The sequence below is a fragment of the Streptomyces sp. NPDC033216 genome (genome assembly GCF_055577115.1).
The window spans coordinates 39,589-53,692 of sequence record NZ_JBVIQK010000010.1; the positions used below are offsets into that span (position 1 = coordinate 39,589).

At 73.4% G+C, this 14,104-nt stretch carries 7 protein-coding genes; 1 reads left to right on the top strand and 6 read right to left on the bottom strand.

The genetic code is table 11. The features are described 5' to 3' along the window. Window positions 1-5 precede the first annotated feature (5 nt). From ACZ5Y0_RS19745 to ACZ5Y0_RS19770, 6 genes are all read right to left on the bottom strand, one after another. Window positions 6-2,198, bottom strand: a complete 2,193-nt coding sequence (locus ACZ5Y0_RS19745) for a bifunctional glycosyltransferase family 2 protein/CDP-glycerol:glycerophosphate glycerophosphotransferase (protein WP_469129967.1) — start codon at window positions 2,196-2,198, stop codon at window positions 6-8. Between the two features lie 63 nt (window positions 2,199-2,261). Continuing rightward, window positions 2,262-4,514, bottom strand: coding sequence for a bifunctional glycosyltransferase/CDP-glycerol:glycerophosphate glycerophosphotransferase (locus tag ACZ5Y0_RS19750; protein WP_469129968.1), 2,253 nt, complete (start codon window positions 4,512-4,514; stop codon window positions 2,262-2,264). Between the two features lie 149 nt (window positions 4,515-4,663). Then, window positions 4,664-5,545, bottom strand: a complete 882-nt coding sequence (locus ACZ5Y0_RS19755; RefSeq protein WP_469129969.1) for a carbohydrate ABC transporter permease — start codon at window positions 5,543-5,545, stop codon at window positions 4,664-4,666. Beyond that, a complete protein-coding gene (locus tag ACZ5Y0_RS19760; protein WP_469129970.1) occupies window positions 5,542-6,825 on the bottom strand; it encodes a carbohydrate ABC transporter permease in 1,284 nt (427 codons plus the stop codon). The genes ACZ5Y0_RS19755 and ACZ5Y0_RS19760 overlap by 4 nt, the downstream gene beginning before the upstream one ends. A 67-nt stretch (window positions 6,826-6,892) precedes the next feature. Continuing rightward, entirely contained in the window at window positions 6,893-8,272 is a 1,380-nt protein-coding gene (locus ACZ5Y0_RS19765; RefSeq protein WP_469129971.1) for an ABC transporter substrate-binding protein, read from the bottom strand. Between the two features lie 264 nt (window positions 8,273-8,536). Further along, entirely contained in the window at window positions 8,537-11,857 is a 3,321-nt protein-coding gene (locus ACZ5Y0_RS19770; RefSeq protein ID WP_469130149.1) for an FHA domain-containing protein, read from the bottom strand. A gap of 378 nt (window positions 11,858-12,235) precedes the next feature. Here ACZ5Y0_RS19770 and ACZ5Y0_RS19775 point away from each other — a divergent pair, with 378 nt between their 5' ends. Next, the gene (locus ACZ5Y0_RS19775; RefSeq protein ID WP_469129972.1) at window positions 12,236-13,924 is read left to right on the top strand and encodes a serine/threonine-protein kinase; all 1,689 of its coding nucleotides are present in this window, start codon (window positions 12,236-12,238) and stop codon (window positions 13,922-13,924) included. Window positions 13,925-14,104 lie beyond the last annotated feature (180 nt).

Genomic DNA, 14,104 nt, shown 5'->3' on the forward strand with positions numbered 1-14,104 from the left:
GGGGGTCAGCTCCTTACGAGGGTGGAGGCGGCGGGAGCCGGGACGCGTTCGGCGAGCGGCCGCACGGGCGGGATCGCCTCCGCCGGCTCGCCGAGCAGCACCCGGCGCACCACGCGCTCGGCGGCCCGGCCGTCGTCGAACTGGCAGAAACGGGCCCGGAAGGCGCTTCTGAGCGACCGGGACGCCGCCGAGGCGTACGAGCCGTCGGCGAAGACGCGGGCCAGCTCCTCGGGCGTGCGGGCGACCGGGCCCGGCGGGGCCGCCATCAGGTCGAAGTACACGCCCCGCGTCTCGGTGTAGACGTCCCAGTCGTCGGCGTACACGACGATCGGGCGGTCCAGGTTGGCGTAGTCGAACATGATCGACGAGTAGTCGGTGACCAGCGCGTCGGCGGCCAGGCACACGTCCTCGGAGGAGCGGTGCCCGGTCACGTCGATGATCCGGCCGGAGCCCTGCCGCGCGCCCCGGTCGTAGAAGTAGTGCGCCCGCAGCAGCACGACGACGTCCTCGCCCGCCGCCTCGCAGAACGCCTCCAGGTCCAGGCCCGGGTCGAAGCCCGTCCGGTAGTCGCGGTGGGTGGGCGCGTACAGCACGGCCGTCTTCCCCTCCGGGACGCCCAGCTCGAGCCGGACGCGGGCGACGTCCTCGGCGGTCGCTGTGCAGAAGACGTCGTTGCGCGGATAGCCGTACTCCAGATGTTCGTACGAGCCGGGGAAGGCGCGTTCCCACATCTGGGTGGAGTGGGTGTTGGAGGACAGGTTGTAGTCCCAGCGGTCGACGCGGCCCAGCAGCTTGGTGAAGCTGCCGGTCGCCGCCGCCACCACCGGGTACGTCGCCTGGTCCACGCCCATCTTCTTCAGCGGGGTGCCGTGCTGTGTCTGCACGTGAACGCTGCCGGCGCGCTTGACCACACCCTCCGCGAAGTTGGCGTTGTTGACCAGGTACTTGGCTCGCGCGAGGAGCCGCCAGGCGCGGCGGCTGCCGATGAGGGCGTGCTCGACCCCCGGTGGCATGGCGTGCGCCTGGTCGGGCTCGACGAGGAACACCGAACGGATGTGCGGGGCGAGTTCGGCGGCCTTGGCATGGATGGCGGCGGGGCTGCACGCGTAACCACGGCCCCAGTACGCGCAGTACACCGCCAGGTCGGGATCCATACGGCGGCGCAGCTGGAGCCGGTAGTACAGGCGGGTGCGCAGTCCGCGGGGGCGCGGGACCCGCTGGACGGCGGCCGTCGCCGCCCGGTTGGCGCCCCGCAGCGCACGGAACGCCGTGTACGCCCCCGCCGCCAGCAGCCGGTGCTGCACCCCCAGACTGCCGCCCGGCCGCCGGAACCCGGCCGGCCGGTGCCGCCGGTACAGCGCGGTCGCCCGGCGGAAGAAGGCCCGGCGGCCGGACGCGGGCAGCCGGGCCGGGTGCGCGGCCGTCTTCAGGACGGCGGCGAACAACTGGGCGAACAGGGCGCCGGTGGAGTCGCGTTCGGCGGCCCTGGTGAGGACCAGGTCCGTCTGCTCCAGCAGGTCGGCGTGGTGCTCGCCCGGCAGGTTCAGCCGGCTTCCCTGCCGCCGCAGCAGATGCCGTACGACGACGGAGCGCAGCACCGCGATCCGCTCGGCGTGCACGGTGACCAGGCCGCCGAAGCCGATGTCCGTGAAGTGACCGGCCGGGAAGGCGAGGTCCTGCGCGGTGAGGAAGTCGTGCCGGTAGGCGGCGCTCCACACGGGCAGCTGCACGCCGGTCACCTCGGGGGCCTCGGCGGGGGCGAAGGCGCCCTTGGGAGCCTTCGCGAACAACGGGGCCGCCGGGTTGGCCGGCTCGCCCTCCCACCACGGGACGCGCTCGTGCTCGGCGTACAGGACGTCCACCTCACCCGTCTCCGTCAGCCGGGCGTCCAGCGCGGTCAGCGCGCCGGGCACGAGGGTGTCGTCACCGTCGAGGAACAGCAGATACGCGCCGGTCGCCGCCCGCGCCCCGGTGTTGCGGGCTCCCGCGAGCCCCGCCGACGGCGGCGAGAACACCGGCGTCACCCGGCTGTCCCGCTCGGCGTACCCGGCGGCGACGGCCGCGGCCGCGGTGCCGGGCGCGTCACAGACCGGGATCAGCTCGAAGTCGCCGAAGGACTGGCCGAGGACGGAGTCCAGCGCCAGGGGCAGCCGGCCGGCGACCCCATGGGACGGAACGATGATGCTGAAGCGGGGCATTCTGCTCTTTCTGTGTCTGGCGCGGTCGGGCCCGGCGGGTTCCGGCACGTTCGGTGAGGCGCCCTAGGGACGGGTGACGCGAGGGCCCGAAGGCTGCGGCACGGTGGTCAGCGCCGGCCGCGTGTGCGTCGACGCCGCCGACGGCACGGGACGGCGCTCGGCGAGCGGCACGACGGGCGGCAGCTCCGTCTCGCCCAGCACGACCCGTCGTACGACGCGCTCGGCGGCGCGTCCGTCGCCGTACGGGCAGAACCGCTCGCGGAACGCGGCGCGCAGCTGGGCCGAGCGGGAGCCGCGCCAGTGGCCGGTCGCGAAGATGTCGACCAGTTCGTCCTCGCTGCGGGCGACCGCGCCCGGCGGGAACGCGCGCACGTCGAAATACGTGCCGCGGGCCGCCTCGTAGGCCTCCCAGTCAGCGGCGTGGATGACGATCGGGCGGTCCAGGTCGGCGTAGTCGAACATGATCGACGAGTAGTCGGTGACCAGGGCGTCCGACGCCAGGCAGAGGGACTCCACGCTCGGATGGCCGCTGACGTCGATGACCCGGCCGTCGGCGGGCGGGGCGGTGGGCTGCCAGTAGTGGGCGCGGGCCAGGATCACGAAACGCGGGCCCAGCCGGTCCAGGAGCCGCTCCAGGTCGAGGGCCGACCGCTGGGTGCGGCGGTAGTCGCGGTGGGTGGGGGCGTACAGGATGGCCACCGTGTCGCGGGGGATGCCCAACTCCTCGCGCAGCCGGGCCACGTCCTCGGCGGTGGCGCGCTGGAAGACGTCGTTGCGGGGATAGCCGTACTCCAGCGTGGTGTAGCCGCCTGGATAGACGCGTTCCCAGGTGAGGGTGGTGTGCCGGTTGGCGGACAGGACGTAGTCCCACTTGTCGACGCCCCTCAGCAGCTCCGCGAAGTCCATGTCGCGGGCGGCCGCGGGGCGCTCCTGGAGGTCGAGGCCCATGTGCTTGAGCGGGGTGCCGTGTTGGGTCTGCACGAAGATCTGTCCGGGGCGCTTGACCAGTCGGCGGTCGAAGTTGACGTTGTTCACCAGGTACTTGGAGCGGGCCAGCGCCGTCCAGTAGGCCGCGGTGCCGGGACGCAGCGGGCGCGGGCCCGGCGGGATGGTGTGCTGGTGCTCGGGACGGGCGACCCATGCCGTGCGCACCTGCGGGGCAAAGGCGCGGAACGCGCTCTCCAGCGCGCCCGGGTTGCAGCCGTGGCCGCGGCCCCAGTAGGCGGCGAAGACCGCCCGGTCGTCGCGCAACGGGAGCCGCAGCTGGATCCGGTAGTGGAGGTGGAGACAGACGGCCTTGAGGGCGCGGCCGAGTCTCGCGGCGAGCCCACCGGTACGGCGGCGCAGGACCGCGGCGGCCTGGAGCATCCGGTAGGTGCGGTGCAGGCCGAAGCGGACGAGGCCGTGGCGCACCCGGGCGCGCAGCGGGACGGGCGCGCCGGGCGTGCGGTAGCGGCGGTAGTGGGCGCGGGCCCGGCGCAGGAACTCGCCGCGGGAACCGGGTGGCAGCCGGTCCGGCCTGGTGAACACCGTCGTCAGGTGGTCGATCATGCGGCGGAACAACACAGGTCGCCAGCGCGCGAGTTCGGGCCGCTGGTCGATGAACGCGAACACGCGGTCGTACTGGTCGAGGACGTCGAAGTGCCGGCGGCTGGTGGTGGACAGGATGTTCCCGCCGCGGCGCCGCCGGTAGTGGACGCAGACCCGGTCCAGGGTCGCGATCGATTCGGCGGCCATCAGCGCCGGGTAGGTCCACGGGGTGTCCTCGTAGTAGCCGGGCGGGAAGGCCAGGCCGGTCCGCTCGACGAATTCCCGCCGGTACGCCTTGTTCCAGGCGACCATCAGCACCCTGAGCAGCCCCGGCCGGTCCTCCAGCCGGAAGGGCGCCGGACCCCGCTCGGTGAGCTGCTCGGCGAACCGGTTGCGCTCGGTCTCACCCGTCCAGAACGCCGTCGCGTAGTCGTACACCAGGACGTCGGGCTCGCCGGTGTCCTTCAGCCGGTCGGCGATGGCGCGCAGCGCGTCCGGGGTGAGCGTGTCGTCGGAGTCGAGGAACAGCAGGTAGTCGCCGGTGGCCTGGGCGAGGCCCGCGTTGCGCGCGTGGCCCAGGCCGGCGTTCTCCGGCAGGTGCAGGGCGCGCACGCGGGTGTCGCGGGCCGCGAACTCGTCGATGATCTCGCCGCACGCGTCCGGCGAACCGTCGTCGACGGCGATCAGTTCGAAATCGGGGTACGACTGGGAGAGCACGGAGTCGAGGCACTCGTGCAGGTACGCCTGAACCTGGTACGCGGGGACGATGACACTGAACCTGGGCAAGGGACATCCATGGGTCGGCGCGGATGACAGGGCCTGGTCCGGGCAACGGCCGATGGAGTGACTTGGTTACGTTCGCCTACGGCATCCGGGGGACACCCGGTGAACGGAGGGGGGTGGGCCGGTGACGCCCACCCCCCTTGCCGGACCGCCTACTTGACCGCGCCGGCCATCACGCCGGACACGAACTGCCGCTGGAAGGCGAAGAACACGGCCAGCGGGATCACCATCGAGATGAACGCGCCGGGTGCCAGCACGTCGATGTTGTTGCCGAACTGCCGTACCTGGGTCTGGAGCGCCACCGTGATCGGCTGGCTGTCGGCGTCGGTGAACACCAGTGCCACCAGCATGTCGTTCCACACCCACAGGAACTGGAAGATGCCCAGGCTCGCGATCGCCGGCCCGCCCAGCGGCATCACGACCGTCGTGAACAGGCGCAGTTCACCGGCGCCGTCCAGCCGGGCCGCCTCCAGCAGCTCGCGGGGGATCTCCGCGAAGAAGTTCCGCAGCAGGAACACCGCGAACGGCAGGCCGAAGCCCACATGGAAGAGGATCACGCCGAGAACGGACCCGAACAGGCCGAGCTTGCCGAACAGTTCGGCGATCGGGATCAGCGCCACCTGCACGGGCACCACCAGCAGGCCCACCACGCCCAGGAACCACCAGTCCCGGCCGGGGAACTCCATCCAGGCGAACGCGTATCCGGCGAGCGAGCCGATGACGACGACCAGGACGGTCGCCGGGACGGTGATCAGCACCGTGTTGAGGAGGGAGCTGGTGATGTCGCCGTTCTCCAGCAGTTTCCGGTAACTGTCCACGGTGAGCTGGGACGGCTCGGCGAACACCTTCCACCAGCCGCTCGCGCTCATGTCCTCCGGGGAGCGCAGCGAGGAGATCAGCAGACCGATCGTCGGCACCAGCCAGAACAGGCCGATCAGGATCAGGAACACCCGGACCGCCCCGCCGCCCAGCTTCTCCACGATCCGCCCGCCCAGCGAACGCTCGGGCCTCACGGTCTCGACGGGGGCCTTCATCGCCGTACCTCCCGTCGCAGCCGACGCACGTTGAACCACATCACAGGGATCACCAGCAGCAGCAGGAACACCGCGATGGCGCTGGCGATGCCCGGTTGGTCCTCGGAGAAGCCCTTGCGGTACAGCTCCAGGGCGAGCACGTTCGCGTCGTCCTGGGAGGAGCCGGGCGCGATGATGAAGACCAGGTCGAACACCTTCAGGACGTTGATCATGAGGGTGACGGTGACCACCGCGAGGACCGGGGCGAGCAGCGGCACGGTGACCCTGCGGAACACCTGCCACTCGTTCGCCCCGTCCACCCGCGCCGCTTCCATCAGCTCGCGCGGCACACTGGCCAGCCCGGCTGCGATCAGCACCATCGCGAAGCCCGCCCACATCCAGATGTACGACCCGATGATGGCCGGCGTGACCAGCGACGGGCCGAGCCAGTCCAGGCCGTTGTAGGCCTCCTTGAAGTTGCTCGCGGGCAGACGCAGTCGGGCCCCGTCGGCCTCCTCGGGCAGGGTGAAGGTGCCGTCGTCGGCCGCGGTGGTCGACGCCACGACCTGGCCGTCCCTGACCGCCTCGATCCGCATCCCGGCGTAGCCCAGCTCGGTCGGGTCCGGGGAGCCGAGTGTCCCGACGCCCTTGCCGCGGGTGAAGTCCTGCCAGGCCGTGCCGGTGACCTTGCCCGTCTCGGGCTGGGCCGGCTCGGCCTTCTCCGCGCTGTCGGGCATCTGCTCCGGGGGCACCCCGACCAGCGGCAGGGAGACCGGGTCGCCCGCGCGGACCGGCTCCTTGGTGAGGAACGCGCCGCCCTTCGCGGACTCCAGCGGCGACTGGCGGCCGGGGTGGGCCTTGGGGAACGCCGACGACTGCGCGAACGTGTCGTGCACGCCGACCCAGACCGCGTTCGCCACGCCCTTGTCCGGGTCCTGGTCGTACACCAGCCGGAAGATGATGCCGGCGGCGAGCATCGAGATCGCCATCGGCATGAAGACGACCAGCTTGAACGCGGTACCCCAGCGGATGCGTTCCGTCAGCACCGCGAAGATCAGTCCGAGGGCGGTCGCCACGGTCGGCGCGAACACCACCCACAGGACGTTGTTCTTCAGCGCCGTGCGGATGCCGTCGTCGGTGAAGAGGGCCTTGTAGTTGTCGATGCCGGCGAAGCCGTCGCCGGACTGGTCGTAGAAACTGCGCACGACCGAGTACCCGATCGGGTAGACCACGAGCGCGCCCAGCAGCACCAGGGCGGGCAGCAGGAACAGCGCCGCCACCGCCCTGCGGGTGCCGGTCACGCTTCGGCGCGAGCGAGGAGGGGCGGGGGCTCCGGGAGCCCCCGCCGCACCGGCCGATGCCACCGGCTCAGTTCCCGTACGCCGCTGCCGCGTCCGACTCCAGCTTCGCCTGGATACCGGCCACGTCCGTCGGGTTCTTCAGGAAGTCCTGGAGGTCCTTCCACTCGCCCTTGCCGGGCGTACCGCCGAACGCCTGCGGGGCCTGGTCGGACATGTCGAAGCGGAAGTCGTCGCCCGCCGCGACCAGCGCCTCGGCGATCTTGCGCTGCACGTCGTTCGGGTACGCCGCCAGGTCGACGTTCTTGTTCGGCGAGAGGTATCCGCCCAGCTTCGCCTGGATCTCCGCCGCCTCCGGTGAGGCCAGGAAGGTCGCCAGCGCCTGCGCGCCCTTGGAGTCCTTCAGGATGACCGCCGCGTCACCGCCGGAGACCACCGGCGCGGTGTCGCCGACCTTCGGGAACGGGAACACCTTCGCGTCCGTGCCCACCTTGGCGTCCGTCTGTGCGATGTTGACCTGCACGAAGTCGCCCTCGTAGACCATCGCGGCCTTCGGCTGGTCACCGCCGGTGAAGGTCTGGGTGACGGAGTTCGGGAACTGCGTCTGGAGGGCGCCGTCGGCGCCGCCCGCCACGTAGTCCTTCTTGCCCCAGATCTGCGCGAGCGTGGTCAGCGCCTCCTTCACGGAGGGGTCCGTCCACTTGATCTCGTGCTTGGCCAACTGGTCGTACTTCTCGGGGCCGGCCTGGGAGAGATACACGTTCTCGAACCAGTCGGTCAGCGGCCAGCCGTCCGCGCCGGGGATCGAGAAGGGGGTGACACCGGAGTCGTAGACGGTCTGCGCGGTCGTCAGCAGCTCGTCCCACGTCTTGGGTTCGGACGCGCCCGCGTTCTCGAAGACCTTGGCGTTGTACCAGATCAGCGACTTGTTGGCGGCCTTGTAGTAGACGCCGTACTGCTCCCCGCCGACCTTGCCGATGTCCTGCCAGCCCTGCGAGTAGTTCTTCTGCAACTCCTCGAGCGCCTCCGGACCGAGCGGCTTGGCCCACTTCTTGTCCACGGCCTGCTTGATGGCGCCCGGCTGCGGCAGCATCGCCACGTCCGGTGGCTGACCGCCCGCGACCTTCGACCCGAGGAAGTTGATGATCGGGTCCTGCGCCGGTACGAAGGTGACCTTCGCGCCCGTGCGTTTCTCGAACTCGGCCAGCACCTTCTTGAAGTTGGCCTGCTCCGGGCCCGTCCAGACGGCCGCGACCTCCAGCGTCGTGCCGTCCAGGTCAGGGAGGGCGAGGGCGTCGCCGGACGCCTTCGGGCCGGTGCTCTCGTTTCCGCCGCTCTTGTCGTCGTCGCCGCCGCACGCGGTGAGCGAGAGCGCGAGTGCTCCCGCGAGGATCGTGGCGGCCGTCTTCACGGTCGTGCGTGTCCGGATGGTGTTGCTCGTGCTGCGCATCACTGCCCCGTTCTTCGTTCCTCGTCGAACGTCGAGCGCTGTTCCGTGGCACTGGTCTACGCCGGGTGCGTGAGGTCGGCAAGTGCGCGTGCCGTGTCAAGCGGGAGATCGTGACCGCGTCGTGACGGGAGGGTGCGTGTTCGCCCGTGCGGGCGCCGTCCGGGGGGCTGCCGCCCCCGGACGTCCGCTTCGGCCCTGAACGGGCATGGTCCCCAAGTCCCCCGGAGGGGCGCCCCCGGAGGGGCTGAGTCGAGGTGCCCCCGCTCAGAGCAGCGACGGCACCTCCGCCGCCGACACCTCGCGGGCCGCCCGTTCCAGGGCGCTGGCCAGGAGGGCGAGGTCGGTGGGGCCGTTGCCCAGTTCGCGGACGGGTCTGCGGGTCGGGGGATCGCCCATGCGCTGCCACTCCAGGGGGACGACCGTGGGGCGCAGGGTCGCGGTGCGGGGGATGCGGCCGGTGACCCGGCCGCCCTGGAAGGGGATGAGCCGTCCGTCCGCGCCCCTGAGGCGGCCACGGCCGGGAGCCGGTTCGTCGGCGCCCGAGCCGGGTGCTTCGAGGGCGATCCGCAGCGTGGCCCGCCGGGCGGGCTCGGACTCGGCGGTACGGCCGCCCGGACCGGTGGCGGCCACCAGGTGCACGCCGAGCCGCTCGCCCTCGCGGGCCACCGACTCCAGCGCGCGCATCACCGAACCGGCGGCGGGGCGGCCGGGGGAGCCGAGCGCGGGCGAGACCAGGGCGTCCAGATCGTCCACCACGACGACCAGGCGGGGCAGCGGCGGGGCCGCCTCCGTCTGCCGGCGGGCCGCCGCGCCGGGACGCAGCCGCAGGGTCGAACTGGGCGGTGTGTCGAGGTCGGCGGCACCGGTCCCGCCGCCGGCCGGCTGGCGCTGCGGCACGATACGGCCGGACACCGCGCGGTGCGTGTGCCACTCGGCGAAGTCGGACCGCCCGAGCAACTCCGCCCGCCGCTTCAGTTCGGCGCTCAGCGACTGCGCGAACTCCCGCATGCGGACCGAATCGTTGGCGGTGAGATGCGTGGTGACGTGCGGTACGTCGGTGCAGACCCGCAGGCCCTCACCGTGGCCGGCGCCCGCCTTGCCGACGGTGTCCCGGCCGTCCAGCAGGACGATGCCGAGCCGGTCGGGGCGCTCGGCGGCGGCCAGTGAGGCGACGACCGCCCGCAGCAGTTCCGTACGCCCGCTGCCGGGCGGGCCCTCGATCAGCAGATGGGGGCCCTCGGCGGACAGGTCCACGGAGACGGGGCCGCGCGGGCCCGCGCCGAGTACGGCCGAGGCCCGGCCGCCGAGCGCCTCGGTGTCGTCGGCCGCGTCGGCCCAGCGGGCCATCAGGGAGGCCGGGGTCGCGCGGGCCAGGCCCAACTCGTCCAGGAGGCGCGCCGACTGGGGCAGCGGGGCGGACACGCGCGCGGGGCGGTCGCCGCCGGAGACGGCCTCGGGGCGCAGCGGCGCCAGGGCGCGCGCGAACCGCTCAGCCCAGGCGGCGGAGACCGCGTCGACGGCACCGACCGTGCCATGGCCCACCGGGCCCGCCCGCTCGGACTCCGATCCGGCCGGGGCGACCCGCAGCAGCCGCAGGGCGGTCGCCACATCCCCGCTGAGCAGGGCGACCGCCCCGCACGCGCGGAACGTGGGTGCCGCCGCGCAGGCCGCCTCGTACACGTCGGTCACCGGCGCGGCGGGGGAGGCGGCGGCCGTCTCGGCCAGGCAGAGAACGTGGATCCCGGCCCGTGGGCCGGCCGTGGCCAGCCGTGCCGTCGCCTCGCGCAGGTCCGCGCCGCCGGGGTCGCCGTCCACGACGAGGACGGTGTACGGGCCGGGGAAGCCGTCCCCGGCGTCGTCCGCCACCGCCCACGAGGGGCGGCGGGGCGTGCCGCGCGGGGCGGGGAGGGGCGCGGGCGCCGCCACGCCGTCCGTCAGACGGTCCTCCAGGCGGCGCAGCAGTTCGTCGGTGCGGGCGGCGGCCTGGTCGCGGTCGTGGGCGAGGAGGAGACGGCAGTCCTGACCGTGTCCCGGTCGCAGTTGCGGCAGCCAGCCGAGCCAGGACCACTCGGCGACGCGCTCCTCCTCGGAACGCGCGCGGTCCGTGCTGATCAGCACGATCTCCAGCAGGTCCGGGGAGTGCAGCGCGGCGAGCTGCGCCAGCACCGCGCGCGCCAGCCCGGCCAGCCTCGGGCGCGGCCCGGCCAGACCCAGGGCGCCGACCTCGCGCAGACCCGCCGTCACCGGCACGGCCGGCAGCAGCGATCCGTCGGGCGCCACCCGGTCGGCCGTGCCCAGCCGGACCGCGAGCGTCTCGGGGTGGCCCGGTCCGCGCTCCCACAGGCGCGGGCCGGGACCGAGCGCGGTCAGCAGCAGGGCGGCCGGGTCCGGCCAGGTGTCCGGGGCGGACGGCACGCCGACGGGCGGTTCCTCCGCCGCCGCGGGCGCCTGTTCGTCGTATTCGCCGTACGCCGCCGGATCGTCCGTCTCCTGCGGGCCGCCGCGTCCGCCGGTCAGCCGGCGGGCCCAGGCGGACAGACCGCCCCGCCTACGCAGGCCCTGCGGCACCTCGGTGCCGCGCAGGGGCGTGCCCTTGCGGGAGGTGCCGCCGTCCTCCTCCCCCAGGACGGGCCGGTGCGGGCCGCCGGCCTCCGAGGGGTCGGTGAAGGAGCCGAGGCCCGAGCGGCCGCCGTGGGTGGCGCCGTCGCTCTCGAGGGGCGGTGCGCCGCCCTGGCCCGGCACCAGCGCCGTGGGCGCGCGCTCGCCGCGGGTGGGTGCCGAGCCGTGCCAGTCGACCGTGCCGTGGGCGTGGCCGGTGGGGGCGGAGGGCGGGCCGCCGCTCGCATGCGCGGGGCGGGTGTCCTCGGCGGTGGGGAACCCGCGTGCGGGGGCGGTCTCGGGCTCCGGGCCCGCGCACGGCACCCGGATGTGGCCCTCCCCGTCGGGTGTCGTGGCCGTCCGGGCGGCGGGACGGCCGGGCGGCGCCAGCCGCAGGGCCGACTCGCCGACGCGCAGCAGGGCGCCCGGGGTGAACCGGAGCGGGCGGCCCTGCACGCGCGTGCCGTCCAGGGTGGTGCCGTTGGTGGAGCCGAGGTCGGCGACCGTGACCCGGCCGTCGGCGGCGAGCGTCACCGCGCAGTGCAGGCGGGAGACGTCCGGGTCGTCGAGCGGGACGTCGGCGTCGGCGGAGCGGCCGACGCGGATCTGGCCGCCGTGCAGCAGATGGACCCCGCCCGCGTCCGGCCCCGCCACCACGTGCAGCCGGGCCGGGGCGTCGTCGACCTCCGGATGCGGTTCGGGGTCAGCCGGGGCGCCCAGGCACAGCACGGCGCCGTCGATCAGGGGTGGTTCGCCGAGGGTGCAGCGCTGGGCGTCCAGCCGCAGCGCGCCCGCGTACAGCACGGGCTGGGCTCCCCCGGACGGAGCAGTGCCCCCCTCCCCGGAGACCGCCGCGGCCAGGGCGGACGCCACCGCCGCCAGAGCCGCGCCGGCCGGCGCCGTGACCAGCACGTCGCAGCTCGCGGCTCGGCCCCGCGTGTCCCCGGGCGGGCCCTGCGGGTCTACGACGGTCAGCCGGATCTGCATCGCCGTCAGCGGTCCCTTCTGCCCGGGCGCGGACTTTCCCCCACCCCACACGAGCACGTCGGCCAGTACTCCAGGCATCCTCGCACCTGTCACTGACAATGCGCCCGCAACCGGGGGACAAGTGATCTTGATTGGTCGGCTCTGCCCGTAAAAGTGCCTGACCCATGACGTACGGATGACCGCTTGAGATCGGTCACGTCCGCCCTCGGCAACCAACGGACCGAGGTGAGCGTCTTTCCTTCGAACTTGTACGGGCGGGGCGCGTAGCCGTACGCAAGGGCGTACGAAAGGACCATAGGAAGACGACAGCCCGGTGCCGGGGGCACGGCACTACAGTGGGTCGGAACACAGGCAAGCAAGCAGCAGGGAGCGCGTGACGTGCGGCCAGTCGGCAGCAAGTACCTGCTCGAGGAGCCGCTCGGACGCGGCGCCACGGGCACCGTCTGGCGAGCCCGCCAGCGCGAGACCGCGGGCGCCGAGGCGGCCGTGGCCGGTCAGCCCGGCGAGACCGTGGCGATCAAGGTCCTCAAAGAAGAACTCGCGAGCGACCCCGACATCGTGATGCGCTTCCTGCGGGAGCGCTCCGTGCTGCTCCGGCTGACCCACCCCAACATCGTCCGGGTCCGCGACCTGGTCGTCGAGGGCGATCTGCTGGCCTTGGTCATGGACCTCGTCGAAGGCCCCGACCTGCACCGCTACCTCCGCGAGAACGGCCCCTTCACGCCCGTCGCGGCCGCGCTGCTCACCGCGCAGATCGCCGACGCCCTCGCCGCGAGTCACGCCGACGGCGTAGTCCACCGCGACCTGAAGCCGGCCAACGTCCTGCTTCTCCAGGACGGCGGGCAGATGCACCCGCTGCTCACCGACTTCGGCATCGCGCGCCTCGCCGACTCCCCGGGCCTCACCCGCACCAGCGAGTTCGTCGGCACGCCCGCGTACGTCGCGCCGGAATCCGCCGAGGGCCGCCCGCAGACCTCCGCCGTCGACATCTACGGCGCCGGCATCCTGCTGTACGAGCTGGTCACCGGACGCCCGCCGTTCTCCGGCAGCTCGGCCCTGGAGGTCCTCCACCAGCACCTGAGCGCCGAACCGCGCCGCCCCTCCACCGTGCCCGAGCCGCTGTGGACGGTCATAGAGCGCTGCCTGCGCAAGAACCCCGACGAACGCCCCAGCGCCGAGAACCTCGCGCGCGGGCTTCGCGTCGTCGCCGAGGGCGTCGGTGTGCACGCCAACTCGATGCAGATCGCCGCGGCCGAGGGCGTGAGCCACCTGCTCGCGCCCGACCCGGCGCCCGCGACCGTGCCCGGCGCGCCCACAGGCGCCTACGACCCCAGCGCCGCGACCAGCGTGCTGCCGCACACCGCCGGGCCCGGCAACCCGCCGGGCGCCGCGGACCCCACCGCCGTCCTGCCGCAGACCGGCGGCCCGGCGGGAGCCGCCGACCCGACGGCCGTCATGCCGCCGGTGCCGCCGCACCAGCCCGGCGGACACGGACCGCAGGGACAGCAGCCGGAGGAACCGCACCCCTGGCAGAACCAGCTGCGTGCCGCCCGCGACCGCAACGAACAGACCCAGATCCAGTACCTCGACCCCGACGACGACCCGCTGCGCCGCCGCCCCCAGCGGCAGGTGGCCCGCCCGCAGCAGCAGCCCCGCCCGCAGCAGCCGAGGCCCCAGCAGCGCCCGCAGCAGCGGCCCCAGCAGGGCTACGGCCATCCCCAGCAGCAGCCGCAGCAGTACGCCCCGCAGCAGCAGCCCCGGCCCCAGCGGCACACCCCGCAGCCCCAGCAACCCCAGCAGCGGCCCGCGCCGGAGCCCCGGCAGCCCCGGCAGCCGCGCGAGCCGAGGCAGCGAAGCGCCAACCCGATGAAGATCCCCGGACTCGGCTGCCTGAAGGGCTGCCTGTTCACGGTCGTCATCCTCGTCGTGGCCGGCTGGCTGGTCTGGGAACTGAGTCCGCTTCAGGACTGGATCGGCACCGGCAAGGGCTACTGGGAGCAGCTCGGCGACTGGTTCGAGACCGTGAGCGGCTGGATCGGCGATCTCGGGAAGAACTCCGGCGGCTGAGCGTGACGGGCGGGTCCGCCCGAGGGAATCCGCCCGCGACTTTGGATATTTGTCGACTCCTGGCGGGTGATTTCCGTCCCCGAGGCGAGGATCGCGTCGCGAGGCGCGTAGTTTTGTCGGCCGGGGGTCTGGGGGCCTGCGGCCTGGCAGCCGACGCCAGTGCCCCCGGATGGCGCAGCG